The following is a 19,536-nucleotide window of genomic DNA, read 5'->3' as shown; positions in this document are numbered from 1 at the left end:
CCGCATTGGCCTGGTAGATTAAATAATAAAATAGGCGATAGACTTCTATTTAGGCAGAGTTGTGTCGGACAGGCCGGAACGTGGCAGCAGGGCCAGAAAAATGTGGAGTGTCTGAGCGACAGCGTGGTCTGCTCACGAAATGTACCAAGCGGGAGTGTGCAAGGAATGGGCGATATCAGAAAAGAAATCCGGTTTGTTCTGAACGGTGGGGACGTGAGCCTGTCGGATGTTGCGGCCTCGGATACACTTCTTGATTTCCTGCGCATCGACCGACGCCTGACCGGAACCAAGGAAGGCTGCGCCGAAGGTGATTGCGGAGCCTGTACCGTTCTCGTCGGACGCCTGGTGGGTGAGGGCATCCGGTATGAAACCGTGAACGCATGTATCCGTTTCCTCGCGTCGCTTGACGGATGTCATGTGGTGACCGTCGAACATCTTTCCGGCGTCGACGGGCAACTGCACCCCGTCCAACAGGCAATGGTTGAGCATCATGGCAGCCAATGCGGATTCTGTACGCCTGGGTTTGTGATGTCACTTTACGCTCTGTGGATGGAGGCGCCCAATCCGTCAGTGTGCCAGATTGAGACGGCGCTGCAGGGCAACCTTTGCCGTTGTACGGGATATGCCCCCATCATCCGCGCCGCGCTTGCAATTTCCGAGCATGGCAACCCCGGTTCTGACTGGCTGAACACCGAACGCGAGATGATGGTAAAACGTCTCGCGTCCATCAATGACGGCAAACGCGTAGAAGTCGCCCGCGGCGCTGACCGGGCAATTATCCCGGCAAATGCAGCCGACCTCGCCGCCGTTCTTGCGGAACACCCGAAGGCCACAGTCGTCGCCGGGGCCACTGATGTCGGGCTTTGGGTGACGAAATTCCTGCGCGACATTTCCCCTGCGGTTTTCATTGGCAACCTGAGCGACCTTAAACAGATCGACTGCACTGACAATCGTATCAGGATTGGCGCGGGTGTTACCTACTCGGAATGCGAGGACGTCCTTGGTGAGAATTTTCCCCACCTGGTCGAATTCTGGAAACGCATCGCCGGTTGGCAGGTCCGCAATATGGGCACGGTCGGCGGCAATGTCGCAAACGGCTCGCCCATTGGAGACACGCCACCCGTCCTGATCGCGCTTGGCGCGCAGGTTACGCTGCAATCCAGGAAAGGCACCCGTACCCTGCCGATTGAGGACTACTTTATCGACTACGGGAAACAGGACCGCAAACCTGGTGAGTTTGTCGCATGGATCGATATTCCTACCTGCGAACAGGGAACCGTTCATGCGGCCTACAAAATTTCCAAGCGCCGCGATGAGGATATCTCTTCCGTCTGCGCCGCGTTCAACGTCATGGTCGTGGATGGACGGATTATCCACGCCCGCATTGCATTTGGTGGCATGGCCGCAACGCCCAAACGGGCCAGCAATGCGGAACTGCGATTGATCGGAAAGGTCTGGAGCGAGGCTTCCTTCGTCGAAGCCGCCAGGATTCTGGGGGAGGATTTCACACCGCTTACCGATTGGCGTGCCAGCGCGGATTACCGGCTGCGGGTGGCGCAGAACCTGTTCCGCAGGTTCTATCTCGAAAACAGTGACCAGGCGGAACCCGTCCGCCTGATACAGGCGTGAAAAGGGGGAGAGCATCATGAAGGATACGGTTTCAATTCACGGTTCCACCGGTACCGACCTCCACCACGAATCCGCAGTAAAGCACGTCACGGGGCGTGCCGGTTACACGGATGACATCCCTGAACCGATCGGTACGCTGCACGGCTATCTCGGTATCTCTGACGTTGCGCACGCCCGCATCACGGCCATTGATCTGGACGATGTCCGCAGTGCGCCCGGCGTTGTGGACGTATTGCTGGCGGATGACATGCCCGGAAGCAACGATGTCAGCCCCACCCATCTCCACGACGAACCGGTTCTAGCGAAGGATCGTGTGGAATTCTGGGGGCAGGCCATATTCTGTGTGATCGCGACCAGCCGCGATGCCGCCCGCCGGGCCGCGGAACTTGCCCGTATCAGCTACGAGGAACTGCCCCACGCCCTCGATCCCGTCGCAGCTATTGAGGCCGACTACCCACACGTCACCGCGCCACTTCAATTGAAAAACGGTGACGCCGAGGCGGCCCTGGCCGGAGCCGAGCACCGCATCACCGGTCGCATGACGGTCGGCGGTCAGGATCACCTCTATCTCGAGGGCCATATTGCTTTCGCCATGCCGGGTGAGGATGAGGACGTAATCATATATTCCTCCACGCAAAATCCGACTGAGGTCCAGCACATGGTCGCGCACGTGCTTGGCGTGCAATCCAATGCCGTCGTCGTGAACGTGCGTCGGTGCGGTGGCGGCTTCGGCGGCAAGGAAACCCAGATGAACCAGTTCGCGGCGCTCGCCGCCGTGGCTGCCAAAAAGCTCAATCGCGCTGTCAAAATTCGGCCCGACCGCGACGATGACATGAGCTCCACCGGAAAACGGCATGATTTCGTTGTGGATTACGACGTTTCTTTTGACGGAAATGGCGTCATTCAGGGGATGCAGGGCAACTTCATGGCCCGTTGCGGTTATTCCTCTGATCTCTCCGGTCCCGTGACTGACCGCGCTCTTTTTCATGCGGATAACGCCTATTATTACCCCAATGTTCTGCTCCGCTCCCGGCCGATGAAGACAAATACGGTTTCCAACACTGCATTTCGCGGTTTTGGCGGACCACAGGGCGTAATCATCGCGGAACGGATCATGGAGGAAATCGGATATTTCCTTGGCAAGGACAGCCTCGAAATCCGGAAGGCAAATTTCTACGGCAAGACCGACCGCAACGTGACTCCCTACCACCAGACGGTGGGCGATTGCATTATTTCAGAGCTTGTTCAGGAGCTTGAGGGGAGTTCCGATTACGCCACACGCCGCCAGTCCGTGCTCGACTACAACGCCAGGGGCGGCATCATCCGCAAGGGTATTGCATTGACCCCCGTCAAATTCGGCATATCCTTCACCGCAACCTGGTACAACCAGGCCGGTGCGCTGATCCATGTCTACAGCGACGGTTCGATTCATCTGAACCACGGCGGTATCGAAATGGGTCAGGGCCTGAATACCAAAGTTTCACAGGTGGTTGCCGACGCTTTCCAGGTTGACGTGGGTACGATCAAAATCACGCAGACCACCACCGAGAAGGTGCCAAACACTTCCGCCACCGCCGCCTCCTCCGGGGCGGATCTCAACGGCATGGCCGCACTAAATGCAGCAGAGACAATCAAAGAACGTCTGGTTCAGTTCGCGGTGGAGGAATGGGGCGTAACCGCTGGCGAGGTCGCCTTTTTACCGAACACCGTTCAGGTTGGATCGGAGCAGTTCACCTTCGCCGAATTCGTGAACAAGGCTTACTTTGCCCGCGTTCAGATGTCCGCCACCGGCTTCTACAAAACCCCGGAAATTCACTGGGACCGCGATACTGGTACGGGACACCCGTTCTATTATTACGCCTACGGCGCTGCCGTCTCGGAGGTGTCAGTCGACACTTTGACCGGCGAAAACCAGGTCGAACGCACCGACATCCTCCACGATGTTGGCCGGTCCCTGAATCCTGCTTTGGACCTCGGCCAGGTCGAGGGTGCATTCATTCAGGGAATGGGTTGGCTGACGACCGAGGAACTCTGGTGGGATGACAGGGGGCAGCTTCGTACCCATGCGCCGTCCACCTACAAAATCCCCCTGGCGTCCGACCGTCCACGGGAATTCAACGTCCGCCTGGTTGACTGGTCCGAGAACCACAAGCCCACCATCAAACGCTCAAAGGCAGTGGGCGAGCCTCCGTTCATGCTCGGTATTTCCGTCTTTGAGGCACTCTCCATGGCCGTTGCCAGTGTGGCCGATTATCGCGAATGCCCGCGTCTGGATGCCCCGGCCACTCCGGAGCGGGTATTGATGGCGGTCGAGCGGCTTCGGGAAGGGACCGCCTGACATGGCCGCGTGTCGCTCACTCGGGGAATTTCTCGACCGGCACGATCAAATCGTCCGGGTCGTTTTGGAAACGGTCAGGGGGTCCAGCCCGCGTGAGGCCGGTGCGGAGATGCTCGTCACTGATACCGCCATTTGGGGCACCATAGGCGGCGGTCAGCTGGAGTACATGGCCATCGACCATGCCCGCAAATTTATCGCGCAGGGCGCAATCGCTGGACGGATGGAGGTTCCTCTCGGGCCGGAAATCGGCCAGTGCTGCGGAGGCCATGTGACCTTGTCGCTCAAGTTAATGGATGCATTGGACCGTAGCGACGCGCTCAACCGTGAAGAGGCCGCGCGCGCCCAACTTCCCAACGTCCTGATCCTCGGCGCGGGCCACGTGGGCCGCGCTCTTGCCCGCGCACTGGAACCTCTGCCGGTTCGGGCGATCCTGATAGACAGCCGTGCGATTGAGCTCGAACGCGCGGCCGATGGATGTGAAACGCGCCTCAGTGCGATCCCTGAAATGGAGATCACCAATGCACCGACCGGCAGCGCCTACGTCGTTCTCACCCACGACCATGCGCTGGATTTCCTGTTGACTTCCGAGGCTCTGGCGCGTGGTGATGCCGTCTATGTCGGCATGATCGGTTCCACCACCAAACGGGCCTCGTTCCGGTCCTGGTGTCGGTCTGAACACCCTGATCTCCTGCTTGACGACCTCATTTGTCCGATCGGTTCTCAGGGCAGCGCTGACAAGCGTCCGGAAGTCATTGCCGCTTTCGTGGCCGCGGAGGTTGTTGCCGCGCTCACCACCAATACCTCAGAAAAACAGAATAAAATCAAAAAGAACGCGTGAACTAACGCGCGTCATAACCATAAGGAACCAACAAAGGAGAACAGGGATGAGTGAAAGCTCGTACCGATACCGGCTGGTCGTACATAACGACTTCAGCGCCTTCTGGGCGCTGTTCACTGACAACCTCATCAACCTCATGGTCCTCGCCGGGGTTTGTCAGTTTGTGTTTCAAATGCCACCGGAAATCGTCTTCGGCCGCATCGTGCCCGGTGCCGCTCTTGCCATCATCGCGGGCATCGCCGTTTACGTCCTGATGGCGAAACACATTGCCAACAAGACCGGCCGTGACGTCACCGCGCTGCCATATGGGATCAGCACCCCGGTGATGTTTGTCTACCTGTTCGGCGTCATCGGTCCGATTTACTGGTCGACCAATGACGCAATGCTTGCCTGGCAGGTTGGCATCGGCGCCGGTTTCATGGGCGGTATCGTGGCTGCTCTTGGTGCGATTGTTGGTCCGTTCCTGAAAAAGGTAACACCGCGCGCGGGCATGTTGGGTACGCTCTGTGGCATTGCACTGGTGTTCATCGGCTCGGTTCCACTCGCAACCGTATTTGAGGATCCCATCATCGGTTTTGCCTCCATGGCGATTATCCTCTGGGGTCTCGTGGGCCGCTTTCGCCTGCCGTTTAACATCCCTGCCGGCCTTCTGGCCCTGCTGCTCGGAACGATTGTCGCACTGGCATCCGGTCACGCCTCAATCAGTTTCGATGGTGTGGGATTCTATCCGCCGATCCCGTATTTTGGTGATCTGATGGTGGGTATCCAGCACCTATTCGCCAACCCCGAACTCTTTCTCGTTCTGGTGCCGGTGCAGATCTACAATTTCATCGAGACCATGAACAACGTGGAATCTGCCGAGGCCGCAGGCGACCACTATCCCGTGGCGACCTGTCAGGTGACTGATGGCGTAGGAACCATGATCGGCGCTCTATTCGGTTCCCCGTTTCCGACCACGGTCTATATCGGACATCCAGCCTATAAGCGGATGGAGGCACATGCGGGCTACATCATTGGCGTCGCCATCGTCATCCCGTTCGCGGCCTTTTTTGGGTTCCTTGCATTCCTCAATAACCTGATCCCCGTGGCTGCCGCCGCGCCGGTCTTGGTCTTTGTGGCCATCAGCCTCATCACCAACACGGCCCACAGTGTCAAACCGGAGCATATGGCCGCAGTCACAATTGCCATGCTTCCGCACGTCTCGAACTTCCTCATCACCAAATGGGGCTCGCTCCTGAATGCGGTTGGCTCGATGGGGGTTGAGGGTTTGCCTGGGTTGGGTGACGAGGCGCTGACGGCCGCTCTCCTGCAACAGGGTGCACATTATGAGGGGCATCTGGCACTGGCACAGGGGGCAATCATCACCGGCCTGATCTGGGGCGCGACCGCCGCCAGCATCATAGACGGCAACTTCAAAAACGCCGCCGGATTTTCCATCGCCGCCGCAGTGATGTCGTCCATCGGCATTATTCACGCCGGAACACTTCAGTTCCCGCAAATCTCCGGCATTGTAATCGGGTACCTGATCACCGCTGCGTTTCTGTTCATCTACCCGTTGTTCATTCGGGATGGTCAACTCTCGAACGAAAACGCGGTTCTTGATGAACCGGTCCCCGCGTCACGCTAGACAAAAACCGTCGGGTGGCCCATCGGGGGCCGCCTGACCACTCGGGAAAAACAAGATGACAAAACTGCTGCTGCGCGGCCGCGTACTGAGCTTCATCTCCGAACCGCAGGGTCCGGACGATACCGCCTGCTACCGGTATATCGAGGACGGCGCCATACTGATCCGCGATGGCATGATTGAGGCCGTGGATGACCACGCGAAACTCGCTGCCGCCGATGACGACGCGGAGACGGTGGACCATCGACCGCATCTCCTGATGGCCGGTTTCATCGACTCCCATCTACACTTCCCACAAACCCAGGTGATCGCCTCCTGGGGTGCGCAGCTTCTCGACTGGCTGAACAATTACACCTTCCCGGCTGAATGCGAATACGTGGATGCTGCGCATTCCGCCCGCATGGCGACGCATTTCTTTGACGAACTGACCGCCCACGGCACCACCACCGCCGTTGCCTACTGCTCCGTCCACCGGGAATCCGCCGAGGCCTATTTCACGGAGGCCGAACGACGCAACATGCGCATGATCGGCGGCAAGGTTTTAATGGACCGCAACGCTCCCGATGGCCTGCGCGATACGCCGCAATCCGGCTATGACGACACCAAGTCGCTGATCTCAAAATGGCACGGCCGGGGCAGGGCGCTCTACGCCATCACGCCGCGTTTCGCCATAACCTCGTCACCGGAACAGATGGATGTCACCGGGACCCTCGCCGCTGAACATCCCGACTGTCACATTCAAACCCATCTTTCCGAAAACCACGCCGAGATAGCCTTCACCGCCGAGCTTTACCCGGAGGCCCGTGACTATCTCGACGTCTACGAGTCCCGTGGTTTGCTTGGCCCCAAAATTCTGCTGGGTCATTCCATTCATCTGAAGGAGCGTGAGATTGCAGCCATTGCCGAGAGCGGTTCACATCCAGTGTTTTGCCCCACCTCAAACCTCTTCCTTGGCAGTGGCCTGTTTGACGACGCCGGCCTCCGCGCGCGCGGCATCACCAATGCAATCGCTACGGACATTGGCGGTGGAACGAGTTACTCGATGCTTCAGACCCTGAATGAGGGATACAAGATCCTCCAGCTTCAGGGCCAGAAAATGCATCCCCTGAAAGCCTTTCACTGGATCACGCGCGGTAATGCCGAAGTTCTGGAGTTGGATGACAAAATTGGAACCCTGGACGCCGGAACCGAAGCCGACATTGTCGTACTCGACGCCCGCGCCACGTCCTCAATGGCCCTCCGCATGGAAAAGGCTGAAACTCTGGCTGAGGAACTTTTTATTCTCCAGATTATGGGCGATGACCGGGCCATCGCCCAAACCTATGTTGCTGGAAAGCCTCAGAAAAACGTGGGTTAACAGAATCTTAAATCCAGTGGTGGGCGCGTCAGGCTTTAAGCCAACCCGTCTCCCACGTGACCTTCGTGCTGCCGGCGAATTTTGCGATCCGCGAGAGTTCCGCTTCCAACCGTCGTAACCGGCCCTTACCAAAGCGGATCCCGGGCTCGGGCCAGACACCGTTCACATGCAGTCTCCCGTCGCTGCGGTGACATTTCATGTCCACGCGTCCGATCAAACGGTCGCCCTCCAGAACCGGGAAGACGTAATACCCGTAGCGCCGCTTCGGGGCTGGGACAAACACCTCGATACGGTAGTGAAAGCCAAAGAGCCTCTCAGTCCGCTTCCTGTCCCGCAGGGCCGGGTCAAACGGGCTCAGAACGCGCAGCCGTGTTGTTGGACAGGGAGCGTGCTCCTCCAATTCCAGCAGGTCCGGGCGGGCATATGTCAACCGGTAGCAGCCCTCCTCTGCGGTGCCGATCTCAACCGGAATGATTTCGCCGGACCGAACGGCCCGGTCGCACCAGGCTTTTGCCTCGGCGGGTCGCACGAGATCCCAGAACGCGGCGATTTCCCCGGACGTCGCAAAGCCCAGGCGGTTCAGCGCCGAATTACAGGCCCAGTCGATTGTCTGTTCTTCTGTTGGTTGCGGTCGCAGGTGGGCGGATGGGACCACGCGTTCGGTGAGGTCATATAACTTGCGAAAGCCTTCTCTCCGCGTGACCGAAAGAGCCCCGGTGCGCCAAAGGTATTCAAGCGCGGTTTTCGTGGGATGCCAGTCCCACCAGCCACCGGACCCCCGCTTTTCGCCGGCGCCCACCTCTCCCGACGTTACTGGTCCGTGGTCGGACACGTGTTTCAGGATTTCATCGAACTTTGCTTCGAATCCCGCCCGCCGTCCTGCCTGCCAGTTCCGACGCAATCTTTCCCGGTCCCTCTCAAACCTCAGCCGCCAGTACGGAAAAAACTTCGTTGGAATGATTGAAGCATCATGCGTCCAGTGTTCGAAGAGACTGTGATCCCGCTCCAGAAGCGGCGCCAGATTCCCCTGTTTGTAGGACTGTCTTCGCGCGAAAATGATTTTGTGATGGGCCCGGGAAACCGTGTTGATGCTGTCGACCTGCACAAACCCGATCCGTTCGATCAAATTCAACAGGTCCGGCCCCTTCGCCGACCCAACCGGAGCCTCGGCCAGGGCGTGACGGTCAAGGAAGATCCGGCGTGCGACAACGTTTGAAATGCGCGGAATGGTGGAGAACCGGGTTTTATTCATGCCGGAAGGGTAGGGCCGTGGGCCCTCGGCTTCAATCCGAATTCAAGCCCTGCACTGCGGCCCCGTATCAGGCCGCCACGTCACGATCCCCGGCATCGCTACGCAACTCGGATTCCACGGAGCCTTCGACTCGGAAAAACCCAACCGCCTCGAGAAGCACTGCCGACTGGCGCGTCAGATTGCGTGCCGCGCTGGTGTTTTCCTCAGCTATCTGAGTGTTTTGTTGCGTGACCTTGTCCATCGAACCCACTGCGGAGTTGATCTCGCCAATTCCGATGGACTGCTCGCCGGAGGCGGTGGAAATCTGGTTGAGGCTGTCAACCATTTCAGAGATCGTCTCCACGATCAGCCCCAGTTGCGATCCTGCTCCCTTCACAAGTTCAGCGCCGTTGCCGACCTGCGAGCTGGAATTCGAAATCAGCCGTTTGATGTCCTCTGCGGAGTCTGACGATCTTTGCGCCAGGGACCTTACTTCTGATGCGACGACTGCAAACCCCTTGCCAGCCTCACCTGCCCGTGCCGCCTCCACCGAAGCGTTGAGCGCCAGAAGGTTGGTCTGAAACGCAATCTCCTCAATCACGTTGATGATGTTGGACATCTTTTGGGAGGATTTCTCAATATCCGACATGGCATCAACCGCCCGCGTGACCACGTCACTTGCCGCAGCTCCCGTCGAGTTTGCCGAGGCGGCGCGTTCACAGGCGCTTTTTGCTTTTTGGGCGTTGTTTTCGACAGTTGTCGCCAACTCCTCAGTCGCAGCTGCCGTTTCCTCCAAAGTGGCAGCCGAGGACTCCGTCCGTGAGGAAAGGTTTTCGGAGTTGCGCAGGATCTCGTTGGCGGCAACTCCAACCTCGTCTGTTGCATGACGGATCCGCCCCACAACCTCCGTGATTCTGTCAGCCGTGTGATTGGCGTTTTCGGCCAGTTCCGCAAAACGGCCGCTGTAGTCGCCGTGCATTCTGCGGGTCAGGTCACCGGCGGCCAGAGCGGTCAGGACTGAACCCAGTTCACCGGTTGCCCGGTCAACGATCCCGGTCAGCTGGTTCACGCTGTTGACGATGGACGTGGTCTGTTCGTCCGCATCCTCAATGGCCATGCGCTTCGAGAAATCACCCTCGCCCGCGGCGCCAACCACACGGTCCAGATCGCGGTGAAGCGCTTTTTCCAGTGTGGCGTCGTACCACTCTACAACGTCCCCAAGTACCCGTCCCTGCTGGTCCACAATGGGGTTGCGTTTGGAAACCACCGTGAGGTTCCCAAACTGGAGTTCGATCGAACCGCTTTTCGATGCGGGGTGAAAATCATTGATCGACGCGCCCTCAATGGCCTCGGGGTCCAATCCGCGGAGCCGTTCCTTCAACGTTTCCCCGTTGCTCTCCACATAGCGGCGCATCGAGTAGTTGGCATAGGTGATTTTGTGCTCCGTATCCGATACCAGGAACATCGCATCGCAGGTTTCAAGGGAGGACCGGACCCGACCGGCTTCCTGACCCTGACGGCTTACTTCGCTTACGATTCGGAACAGTTCGCCAATCTCGTCGCCACGGTTCGCGCGTGAGGTTTCGATTTTTGCACCGGTGGCAAGCGACGCGATAACCCTGTTGAGTTCCCCCAGAGGCCTGGTGATACAACGCGCGCTGAACCAGCCAACCAAAGGCAGTACAATCAGAACCGATCCGCAAATCAGTGCAAATGTTTTGGCCAGCCCCACGACCGGCGCCATCACCTCCGCCTCACCCTGGAGCGCGGCCAGAACCCAGCGGGACTCGAGAAAGTTCACAGCTGTGAACCCGACGACGGCAGGCACATTTTCGAATGTGGTCAGCAGATGCCCGTCTTCGCCGTCGAAGCCCGCCTGCAGTCCCTCAACCACCGGGGCCGGCGTCAACAGTTCCAGATCAACGCCGTGAATATGGCTGGACGAATGCAGCAGTCCGTCATCCCCGACCAGCATCGCAAGGCCGGTTTCTCCGAGACCTTCCTCATTGGCGACAATTGCCTCGATGCGGTCCGCGGCCATCTGGAAGGCCAGAACGCCAACCGGATTTCCGTCAGCTTCAACCAGGGGTGCGGCAATGAAGCTTGCTGGCGCTCCGTAGCTGGGTTCATATGGGGAGAATGGCTCAAAAATCAGATTGCCTGGGTCCGGATTGGCCAGCGCGGCGCGAAACGCCCGCCCAAGCCCGGAATCCGCATAGGGCCCACCGATGAAATTTGTGGCGAAATCCAGTTCCTTGAAGACCGAATAGACCAGGTTGCCCTCGAGGTCGAAGAGGAAGATGTCGTAATATCCACGTGTCTCCAGCAACCCGCGCATCTCGGGATGCATCGCGGCGTGTTCCCGGCTGTATGGCGACCAGTCCTTGGGATCGTCCAGCAGGTGCTTTTCACCGGTAGGGTGTGGGTTGTCGGTGATGTAGGTTTTCTGAAGTGCTTTCGTCGGATCGGTCTGTTCGCTGAGACGTCTGAAATGACGGGAAAAATTTTTTGTGGCTTCAATCACCGTTCCGCGGCTGGCCGTGATCCGCAGGTCGTCTTCAACAGATGACAGGTACTGCCGGAACTCGGTTGCGCGGGCTTTTGAGACCGCGTTCAGGCGTTCGATTGCGGTCCGGGAAGCCATCTTCGAAACCTGATGGTATCCAATGATCCCGACGGCAAGACTTGAAAGAATGCCGACCGTTGCGATCAGCACGGGAAGTTTATGACTGATTTTCGTATTTGAAAGACTAAACAAAACAACACACCTTACTACTTCACAATCGACAGGCAGGTTCGAGGTAATGACCCGCGGGAAGATAGGTGTGGTGTTTTAAATGGTGGTAAATGTTGGGTTTGAGTTGTTTCCTCAATTATAGGGAAACTTGTGACACTTTTTATTTAACCGCACCCGGTCCATCCGGATGCGGTTAAATTCATCGAAACCCTCAGGCCAGAGCCTTCCGTTCCTGTCGGCGCCGGTGCAGAACGGGCTCCGTGTATCCCGAGGGCTGTTCCCGCCCACGAATTACCAGGTCAACCGCCGCACGGAATGCGACGCCGTCAAAATGGGGGCCCATTTTCTGATACGCAGGATCACCTGAGTTCTGCTCATCGACCACCGCCGCCATCTTTTTCATGGCCGCGAGGACTTCGGCCTCGGTGACGACACCATGATGAAGCCAGTTGGCAAGGTGTTGTGAACTGATGCGGCAGGTTGCGCGATCTTCCATGAGACCGACATTGTTGATGTCGGGAACCTTGGAGCAGCCGACGCCGTGGTCGATCCACCGCACCACGTAGCCCAAAATGCCCTGCGCGTTGTTCTCGACTTCGGCCTGGATTTCCTCCTGCGACCAGTTTCGGCCACGTGCCAGAGGGATTGTGAGCAGATCCTCGAGCTTGCCGCGCGGACCACCGGCGGCAATCTCATTCTGCCGGGCCATGACGTCGACCCGATGGTAGTGGGTCGCGTGCAGGGTCGCCGCGGTTGGGGAGGGTACCCACGCGCAGTTGGCACCTGATTGCGGATGCGCGATTTTCTGATCCAGCATTCCGTTCATCAGATCCGGCATGGCCCACATGCCCTTGCCAATTTGTGCCTTGCCCTGAAGACCGCAGGCCAGACCGATATCGACGTTCCGGTCCTCATAGGCCTTGATCCAGGGCTGTGTCTTGATCTCGTCCTTGCGCAGGAAGGCGCCGGCCTCCATTGAGGTGTGGATCTCGTCACCCGTCCGGTCGAGGAAGCCGGTGTTGATGAAGGCGACGCGGTGTTTTGCAGCCCGGATGCACTCGCGCAGGTTGGCGGATGTGCGCCGTTCCTCATCCATGATGCCGAGTTTGACAGTGTATTTCGGCAGGCCCAGGGCCTCCTCAACAACGGTGAAGATCCGGTCGGCAAAGACCACTTCCTCGGGTCCGTGCATCTTTGGTTTTACCACGTAGACCGAGCCCTTGACCGAGTTCCGCATGCCGGCCGTTTTGTTAAGGTCGTGCATCGCGATAAGAACGGTGATCATCGCGTCCATCAACCCTTCGGGCACCTCATCGCCGTCGCGGTCCAGAATGGCCGGATTGGTCATCAGATGTCCGACATTGCGGACCAGCATCAGCGAGCGGCCTTTAAGGCTCGCGGCACTGCCATCCGCGGCGGTATAGGCAATATCAGGGTTAAGAACCCGCTCAATGGTGCGAGCGCCCTTATTTACGGATTCGGACAGATCGCCGACCATGAGGCCGAGCCAGTTGGCATAGGCGATGACCTTGTCTTCCGCGTCCACGGCTGCGACCGAGTCCTCACAGTCCATGATCGTGGACATGGCGGACTCCAGAACGATATCTGAAATCCCTGCGGAGTCCTGTTTTGCGATCTCGCTCGTGGCGTCCAGCATGATCCGCACATGCAGACCATTGTTGTTCAGGATAATGCTCTCCGGTGCATCCGCCGTGCCAGTATAGCCCGTGAAGGCGTTTTCGTCGCGCAATGCGGAGCGGCCGCTGTCAGACGACACCGCGAGGCTGTCACCCTCAATCACAAGACCGGTCGCTCCGGTCCACGAACCATGAGCCAGCGGCAGTACGTCGTCGAGAAAGGCCTTGGCCCAGTCGATAACCTGTGCACCACGGTTTGGCTCATATTCCTTGCGGATGGGCACGCTACCCATGGCATCCGTGCCGTAGAGCGCATCATAGAGGGACCCCCAGCGTGCGTTCGCCGCATTCAGCGCGTAGCGGGCATTCATCACCGGGACCACAAGCTGCGGGCCGGGGATCAGCGCGATTTCGGGGTCAACATTCGTCGTTTCAATTTTGAAATCACCGAATTCCGGGACGATGTAGCCGATATGTTCGAGGAATGACCGGTATTCCTTCGCGTCAAACGCCAGGTCCTTCCGGTCCCGGTGCCATGCATCAATTTTCGCTTGGGTCGTTTCGCGGGTCTTCAGAAGGCGCGCGTTGATGGGCGACAGTGCATCGACCATGTCGGCGAAGCCCTTCCAAAAGGCGTCCGGCTCAACGCCGGTACCGGGAATGGCCCTGTCCTCAATGAACGAAGCAAGTGCCGTATCCACCTGCAATCCAAAACGGTTTGTGCGTGATGTCATGTGCCTGTCCTGACGTATTTTTGCCTTCCGTGGCCTCTTGCGACTTAATTGCACATGACAGGCAGAGGGAAACAAGCGGAATCTGCCATACCACAAAACCGACCAAAATCTTAATTGTTGCACGGCAGGACGAAATGCATGAATGAATTCGGCGCAACCGTGAGCAGAAACTGAATTGCACCAGCCAGAACCAACGCCAGCCAAGGGCCGTCCCGTCCGCGCCGACCAAACGGAAGCCGACAGCGGTCCAATGACGGTCCGCGGCCATGCCGGGGCTGCCGCGTCCCTTGGTGTTCCCCTTATTGGCAGCAACCTCGCCCTGATCGCCATCGGAATTTCCGACACCGTGATGGTCGGCTGGTACGACGTCAAATCCTTGGCCGCGATCGTGTTGGCCGGAGCCTATTACTTTGTGATCTTCATTTTTGGTACGGGTTTCGGTAACGCGGTGATGCCACTCGTGGCTGAGGCAGCGGGCGCGGGTAACGATGTTAGAGTTCGTCGCATCACCCGAATGGGGATATGGATTTCCCTACTGTTCTCAGTAATTACGCTGCCAATGTTCATGTGTTCAGGCAGCATCCTCAAGTTCCTGGGCCAGGATCCGGAGGTCGCTGATCTGGCGCAGCAGTACCTGCGCATTGCCGGGCTGGGCGTGGTTCCATCCCTTCTGATTATGGTTCTGAAAAGCTACCTGTCCGCACTGGAGCGCACCGCCATTCTATTCTGGGGTGGGCTGATTGCGGTGCCCATGAATATCATCGTCAATTACTGCCTGATCTTCGGTCACTGGGGACTGCCGGAGCTTGGTATCCGGGGCGCGGCCGTGGCCTCGCTCTCTACACAGATGATTTCCGTGGTTGTTCTGACGGTTTACATATCTTTGTTTGTGAAGCGGCATGCGCTGTTCACACGCCTTTGGCGGCCCGAATGGCCCGTGTTTGTCCGGGTTTTTCGGCTGGGTTGGCCTATCGGTCTGACCATGTTGGCCCAGGTGGGATTGTTTGCGGCTTCCACCGTCATGGTTGGCTGGGTGGGCCTGAAGGATCTGGCGGCCCATGGCATTGCCATCCAGCTGGCCTCAATCACATTCATGATCCAGATGGGCTTTTCCGGAGTGGCGACGGTGCGATCGGGCAGGGCCTTTGGCAGCGGCGATGCGCATGGTTTGCGGGTCGGGGCCAGGGTAATACTGGCAATGGCGGTTTGTTTCGCCATTTTAGCGGGTATGGTTTTCCTCAAATTTCCTGAGCCGCTTACGGGGCTGTTTCTGGCTTCTGATGAGCCGGCACGACCGGCCATTATAGCGACCGGTTCTCTACTGCTCGTTTATGCCGCTTTGTTTCAGCTTGTGGATGCCTTTCAGTCCACCGCCATGGGGCTTCTGCGTGGTCTGCAGGACGCACGTGCGCCCATGTTGATTGCCGCCGTGTCGTACTGGCTGGTGGGGTGTCCCACCAGCCTCATCCTAAGCCGGTTCGTGGGTTGGGGCACGCCAGGTGTGTGGATCGGTCTGATCGTTGGCCTGTCTTGCGCCGCAATCCTGCTGAACTACCGGTTCTGGGCTGTGGTACTGCCCCGCAAAACCCGCAGGATCGCATAAGCGGTCGCAGCCCGCCTCAGAATGAATCCTTGCGCTTGCGGATCTCGGTAAAGACTTCCACGTCCGACGCATCGACCATGCCCAGGTGCGCACGGATGGCTGAATCTGATGCGCGCAGGAACGGGTTTGTCTCAAACTCAACTGACAACAGGCCGGGAACCGTGGCCTTTTTCCTCACGCGCATGTCCTCGACCTTGGCGGCGCGTGCGATCAGGGCCTGATTGTCCGGATCGACCGACAGGGCGAATTTGGCGTTTGCCACGGTGTATTCATGGCTGCAGTAAACCATCGTATCGCCCGGTAACGCCGCCAGTTTTTGCAGGCTTTCCCACATCATTTCCGGTGTGCCCTCGAAAATGCGCCCGCAGCCCATCATGAACAGTGTGTCGCCGGAGAAAAGCAGTCCTTCCGCGGCGCAGTGGTAGTTCAGCATGTCGAGGGTGTGCCCAGGTGTGTGCAAAACCTCAAACACCGTGGCGCCGAGTTCCACGGTGTCACCTTCCACAACCCTGTGGTCGAGTCCGGGCACTGTTTTGCCAGTGTCATACCCCGGCCCGGTGACCTCCGCCCCGGTCTCCGCCTTGATCTCTTCAAGGCCGTTGGTGTGATCCGCATGATGGTGCGTGATCCAAATCTGATCGAGCGCCCACCCCGTGACGTCCAAAGCACGGCGCAGTGCCGCGGGATCTCCAACGTCTATGCAGGCGGTCTTCCCCGTTTCCTCGTCGTGGACGAGAACGCCATAATTATCAGACTGATGCGCATACTGGTGCAACTGAACCGGCATGTAATTATCCCCTGTATTCTGGTTGGCGCGATGATGCTGTTAACACCCGACCGGAAGCAAGAGCCGATCGGCAGCAGTTAATTGATCCGTCATGAACGACCGGGCTAAGGGTCAGGACGCCATTGCCGTCACGCCCGATACCGTCGCTTCCTCATCCGCCAGTGGCAGCGAAAAGTAAAACGTCGTGCCCTGTCCGGGTGTCGAAACGAACGTCACCTCTCCACCGTAATCTTCTATAATCCTTTTCACAAATGACAGACCTGCACCGGTACCGTACCCGTAAACTTTGTCGGAATTAAGTCGGCGAAAAATTCGGAACACCTCATCGTGGAACTTTTCCTCTATGCCGATCCCGTTATCGCGAACGAAAAACATGTTCCTTTTGGGGACACCCCCAATGGTCACCTCTCCTGTGAATCCCACCTCCACCGCCGGTGCGCCGGAATCGTTGTATTTCAGGGCGTTTACGATGAGATTCTGAAACACCGTCGCGATGCGTGTGGGCTGTGCCAGGACCTTGGGCAGATCGCCGTCGATTTCCAGTACCCCGTTTTTTTCGGAGATTGTTTCCGCGAGGCTCCGGCGGATTTCTCCGACAACCGAAGTGACGTCGACGGCTTCGGGCTGGGTATCCTTCTGCGACAGCCGCGAGAAAAACAGCAGATCGGAGATCAGCCGCTCCATTCGCTGACACAGTTCAGTCATCCGCTCGACGCGGTCACGTGCCCTTTCGCCAAGGTCCTCACGCAACAGGAAGTTTGCATTGATCGTGACACCGCGGAGTGGTTCTTTCAGGTCGTGTGAAGCGACATACGCAAAGTTGTCCAGTTCGCCATTTGACCGCAGGAGTTCGGCATTGAGTTCGTCCAGCCTTGCGTTTTGCCGTTCAAGCTGGGCATTCGCGGCCTGGATTTCCGCGAAATGTCTCTGACGAACCCTCTGGCGCCACATCAAAAACGCTACAATTGCCCCTACGACGACGGCCAGAATTCCGCCAACTGCCAGCCTGACGCGTTCCTGCGTCCAAAATATCGGCTCACCATACCAGCGGGTCACCAAAAACCGGTGCTGTTCCGATGCGAGAAACCCTGGCGTCAGGCTGTTGAACTGTTCGCGTACCGTGCCGAGACCTGGGCGCAGTGCGGGCGCCCGTGGTGCGACATACACGGGCGGAAGGACTTCGACGATCTTTCCAACGGCGCCGCGTTCCTCAATCATGCGATGCGTGGCGGAACTGGCCGCCACCATCGCATCGGCATCACCTGAAAGCACAGCATCGAGAGCCGCTCTCGAGTTCGGCACGAGATCCACACTCAGGCCGGCTTCGGACTCAACAAAACCGCGCGAGGCACTGTTGGAGCTGACCGCAACCCGAAGTCCGGCCTCCCTCAGATCGGCGAGCGAGGCAATGCCGTCGGAGTTGTTTGCCGGCATGAAGATTGACGTTGTAAATATTTCAATTGGAAGCGAAAAATCCATCCGTTCGCGGCGCGCATCGGTCACCGGAGACTGGGGCAGCATGTCGTACGCGCCCGGTCGTGGTCCGGCCGCCCATTCCTCGGGAGAAATTTCAATAAATTTGAGTGGTTGCCCGGCACGTCGGGCCAGTTCCCTGACCGCTTCCACTGCGTAACCGGTGAACTCGCCATCCTCCGTCACGACCTGAAGTGGCGGAAAATCCGTTACGCCAACGACCAGCACCTCCGGCGCGGGAGGCGGCAGCACGACGCCCCATTTTTGGCGAAGTGCTTCCAGGTCCCCGTTGTCTTCCATTACGGCTACGGCCTCGTTGATGGTTCCCAACAGGTCGGCATGTTCGCGGCGAAGCACGACCACCCTGTCAAAAGCACCAACCGGGGGGCCTACAGCGGAAATCCTGTGGTCGAGTTGTGCTGCATGGGCCTGCCGGAAAAAGGAAACCTCGGTCACCAGCGCGCCGTCAATATCGCCGTCCAAAAGACGCATCAAAAGGGTGGCGGTATTGGGCATCCGCACTGCAGTATTGCGATCCAGTAGTGGCGAGGGGTTGGACCCCGCTGCGGGGGGCACGACCCCCAGTCGCATGCCGGTGAAATCATCCTGACTGATGTCCGCCTCTTCCGTGCGCATGAACAGCCGCACATTGGTCACCGCCACCCGCTCGGAATAGAGGCTGCCTGGCGCAAGCATCGGAGACGGTGCTACACCGGCGAGAATGTCCGTCGCTCCCTCAGCCTGGGCCGCACGCATTTCGCTGAGATTGGAAAACTGCTGAAATAAAATCTCAATGTCGGCAATTTCGGCAACGCGCTCAATGACCTCTGCCGAAAACCCGTCCACGTCGCCGTCGTCCCCGCTCTCAAAGAAGGGCGCCATTTCCGTCCAGCCCACCACGAGTGGCTGCGCGCCGTCCTGCGCGACTGCGGAATTGCCCGCATGAAGAGTGGATAGAGCTGCCAATCCAAGAATTAAAACAGCTTTCAATTTCAGGCGCATCGAACCTCCAACGTCACATGAGCGGGTCTGTTTGTCCGCTCAAAAATGACCTGGATGGGACCGTACAACCATTGATTGCTTAATCATAGTCATTGATGTCCCGGTGGGCGTTGTCGAGCTCTCCATTCTTCAGACAACGAAGACGACGTAAACCGTTTGTGAAACGGCATGCAATTTTGACCCTCATATTGGGGTAATCGGCGTCCAAAAGTGACCCCCCTTATAAATCTGTTCAGAAGCTTCCTCAAAAGCATGGGGGAGCAGTCAGGGGATGTTGGTTGTGGAGACGATCGCGAAGATCAGGCGTGCGCATTTTATCGAAGGCAAGTCGATCAAGCAGATTTGCCGTGAACTGCGGTTATCCCGCAATACGGTGCGTAGAGTCATCCGATCCGGTGCGACCGAGTTCAGTTATGACCGCACGACGCAGCCCCGCCCAAAGATTGATCCCTGGCGTTCTGAGTTGGACGGGATGCTGGCCGAGAACGTCCGGCGGCCGAAGCGGGAACGCCTGACGCTCATCCGGATCTATGAGGAACTGCGTAA

12 protein-coding genes are annotated in these 19,536 nt (G+C 58.2%); 7 read left to right on the top strand and 5 right to left on the bottom strand.

The features are described 5' to 3' along the window. Nucleotides 1–165 precede the first annotated feature (165 nt). From xdhA to guaD, 5 genes are read left to right on the top strand one after another with little or no spacing between them, the layout of a single operon-like run. On the top strand, nt 166–1,629 hold the full coding sequence (xdhA, locus tag ACP15P_RS22240) for a xanthine dehydrogenase small subunit (RefSeq protein ID WP_424930652.1): 1,464 nt from the start codon (nt 166–168) through the stop codon (nt 1,627–1,629). Between the two features lie 16 nt (nt 1,630–1,645). Then, a complete protein-coding gene (gene xdhB, locus ACP15P_RS22235; protein ID WP_424930651.1) occupies nt 1,646–3,967 on the top strand; it encodes a xanthine dehydrogenase molybdopterin binding subunit in 2,322 nt (773 codons plus the stop codon). A gap of 1 nt (nt 3,968) precedes the next feature. Continuing rightward, nucleotides 3,969–4,805 carry a xanthine dehydrogenase accessory protein XdhC gene (gene xdhC / locus ACP15P_RS22230; RefSeq protein ID WP_424930650.1) on the top strand — a complete coding sequence of 279 codons (837 nt, stop codon included), beginning with the start codon at nt 3,969–3,971 and terminating at the stop codon, nt 4,803–4,805. 46 nt (nt 4,806–4,851) lie between these two features. Beyond that, nucleotides 4,852–6,432 carry a xanthine/uracil/vitamin C permease gene (locus ACP15P_RS22225; protein WP_424930649.1) on the top strand — a complete coding sequence of 527 codons (1,581 nt, stop codon included), beginning with the start codon at nt 4,852–4,854 and terminating at the stop codon, nt 6,430–6,432. Nucleotides 6,433–6,487: 55 nt separating this feature from the next. Further along, nucleotides 6,488–7,786, top strand: a complete 1,299-nt coding sequence (gene guaD / locus ACP15P_RS22220; RefSeq protein WP_424930648.1) for a guanine deaminase — start codon at nt 6,488–6,490, stop codon at nt 7,784–7,786. A gap of 28 nt (nt 7,787–7,814) precedes the next feature. On the opposite strand, the gene ACP15P_RS22215 is transcribed toward guaD, so the two are convergent. The 3 genes from ACP15P_RS22215 to ACP15P_RS22205 form a co-directional block, all read right to left on the bottom strand. Then, entirely contained in the window at nt 7,815–9,038 is a 1,224-nt protein-coding gene (locus tag ACP15P_RS22215; RefSeq protein ID WP_424930647.1) for a winged helix-turn-helix domain-containing protein, read from the bottom strand. A 67-nt stretch (nt 9,039–9,105) separates the two neighbouring features. Then, nucleotides 9,106–11,661 carry a methyl-accepting chemotaxis protein gene (locus ACP15P_RS22210; RefSeq protein ID WP_424930646.1) on the bottom strand — a complete coding sequence of 852 codons (2,556 nt, stop codon included), beginning with the start codon at nt 11,659–11,661 and terminating at the stop codon, nt 9,106–9,108. Nucleotides 11,662–11,965: 304 nt separating this feature from the next. Next, nucleotides 11,966–14,125: a malate synthase G gene (locus ACP15P_RS22205; RefSeq protein WP_424930645.1), complete on the bottom strand. Its 2,160-nt coding sequence runs from the start codon at nt 14,123–14,125 to the stop codon at nt 11,966–11,968. A 250-nt stretch (nt 14,126–14,375) separates the two neighbouring features. On the opposite strand from ACP15P_RS22205, the gene ACP15P_RS22200 reads away from it, so the two are divergent. Next, nucleotides 14,376–15,728 (top strand): MATE family efflux transporter, encoded by a 1,353-nt coding sequence (locus ACP15P_RS22200; protein WP_424930644.1) that lies wholly within the window; start codon nt 14,376–14,378, stop codon nt 15,726–15,728. A 16-nt stretch (nt 15,729–15,744) separates the two neighbouring features. On the opposite strand, the gene gloB is transcribed toward ACP15P_RS22200, so the two are convergent. Together gloB and ACP15P_RS22190 are read right to left on the bottom strand one after the other, a co-directional pair. Beyond that, on the bottom strand, nt 15,745–16,515 hold the full coding sequence (gene gloB / locus ACP15P_RS22195; RefSeq protein WP_424930643.1) for a hydroxyacylglutathione hydrolase: 771 nt from the start codon (nt 16,513–16,515) through the stop codon (nt 15,745–15,747). 111 nt (nt 16,516–16,626) lie between these two features. Continuing rightward, nucleotides 16,627–18,990: a transporter substrate-binding domain-containing protein gene (locus tag ACP15P_RS22190; RefSeq protein WP_424930642.1), complete on the bottom strand. Its 2,364-nt coding sequence runs from the start codon at nt 18,988–18,990 to the stop codon at nt 16,627–16,629. Between the two features lie 271 nt (nt 18,991–19,261). Here ACP15P_RS22190 and ACP15P_RS22185 point away from each other — a divergent pair. Further along, the coding region (locus tag ACP15P_RS22185) for a helix-turn-helix domain-containing protein (RefSeq protein WP_424928978.1) at nt 19,262–19,536 on the top strand (275 nt) is incomplete at its 3' end.

This window comes from Amaricoccus tamworthensis, assembly GCF_049800875.1.
GTDB classification, from domain to species: Bacteria; Pseudomonadota; Alphaproteobacteria; order Rhodobacterales; family Rhodobacteraceae; genus Amaricoccus; species Amaricoccus tamworthensis.
Note: the sequence above shows the minus strand (reverse complement) of the source record. Positions and strands in the feature narration are given on the sequence as shown.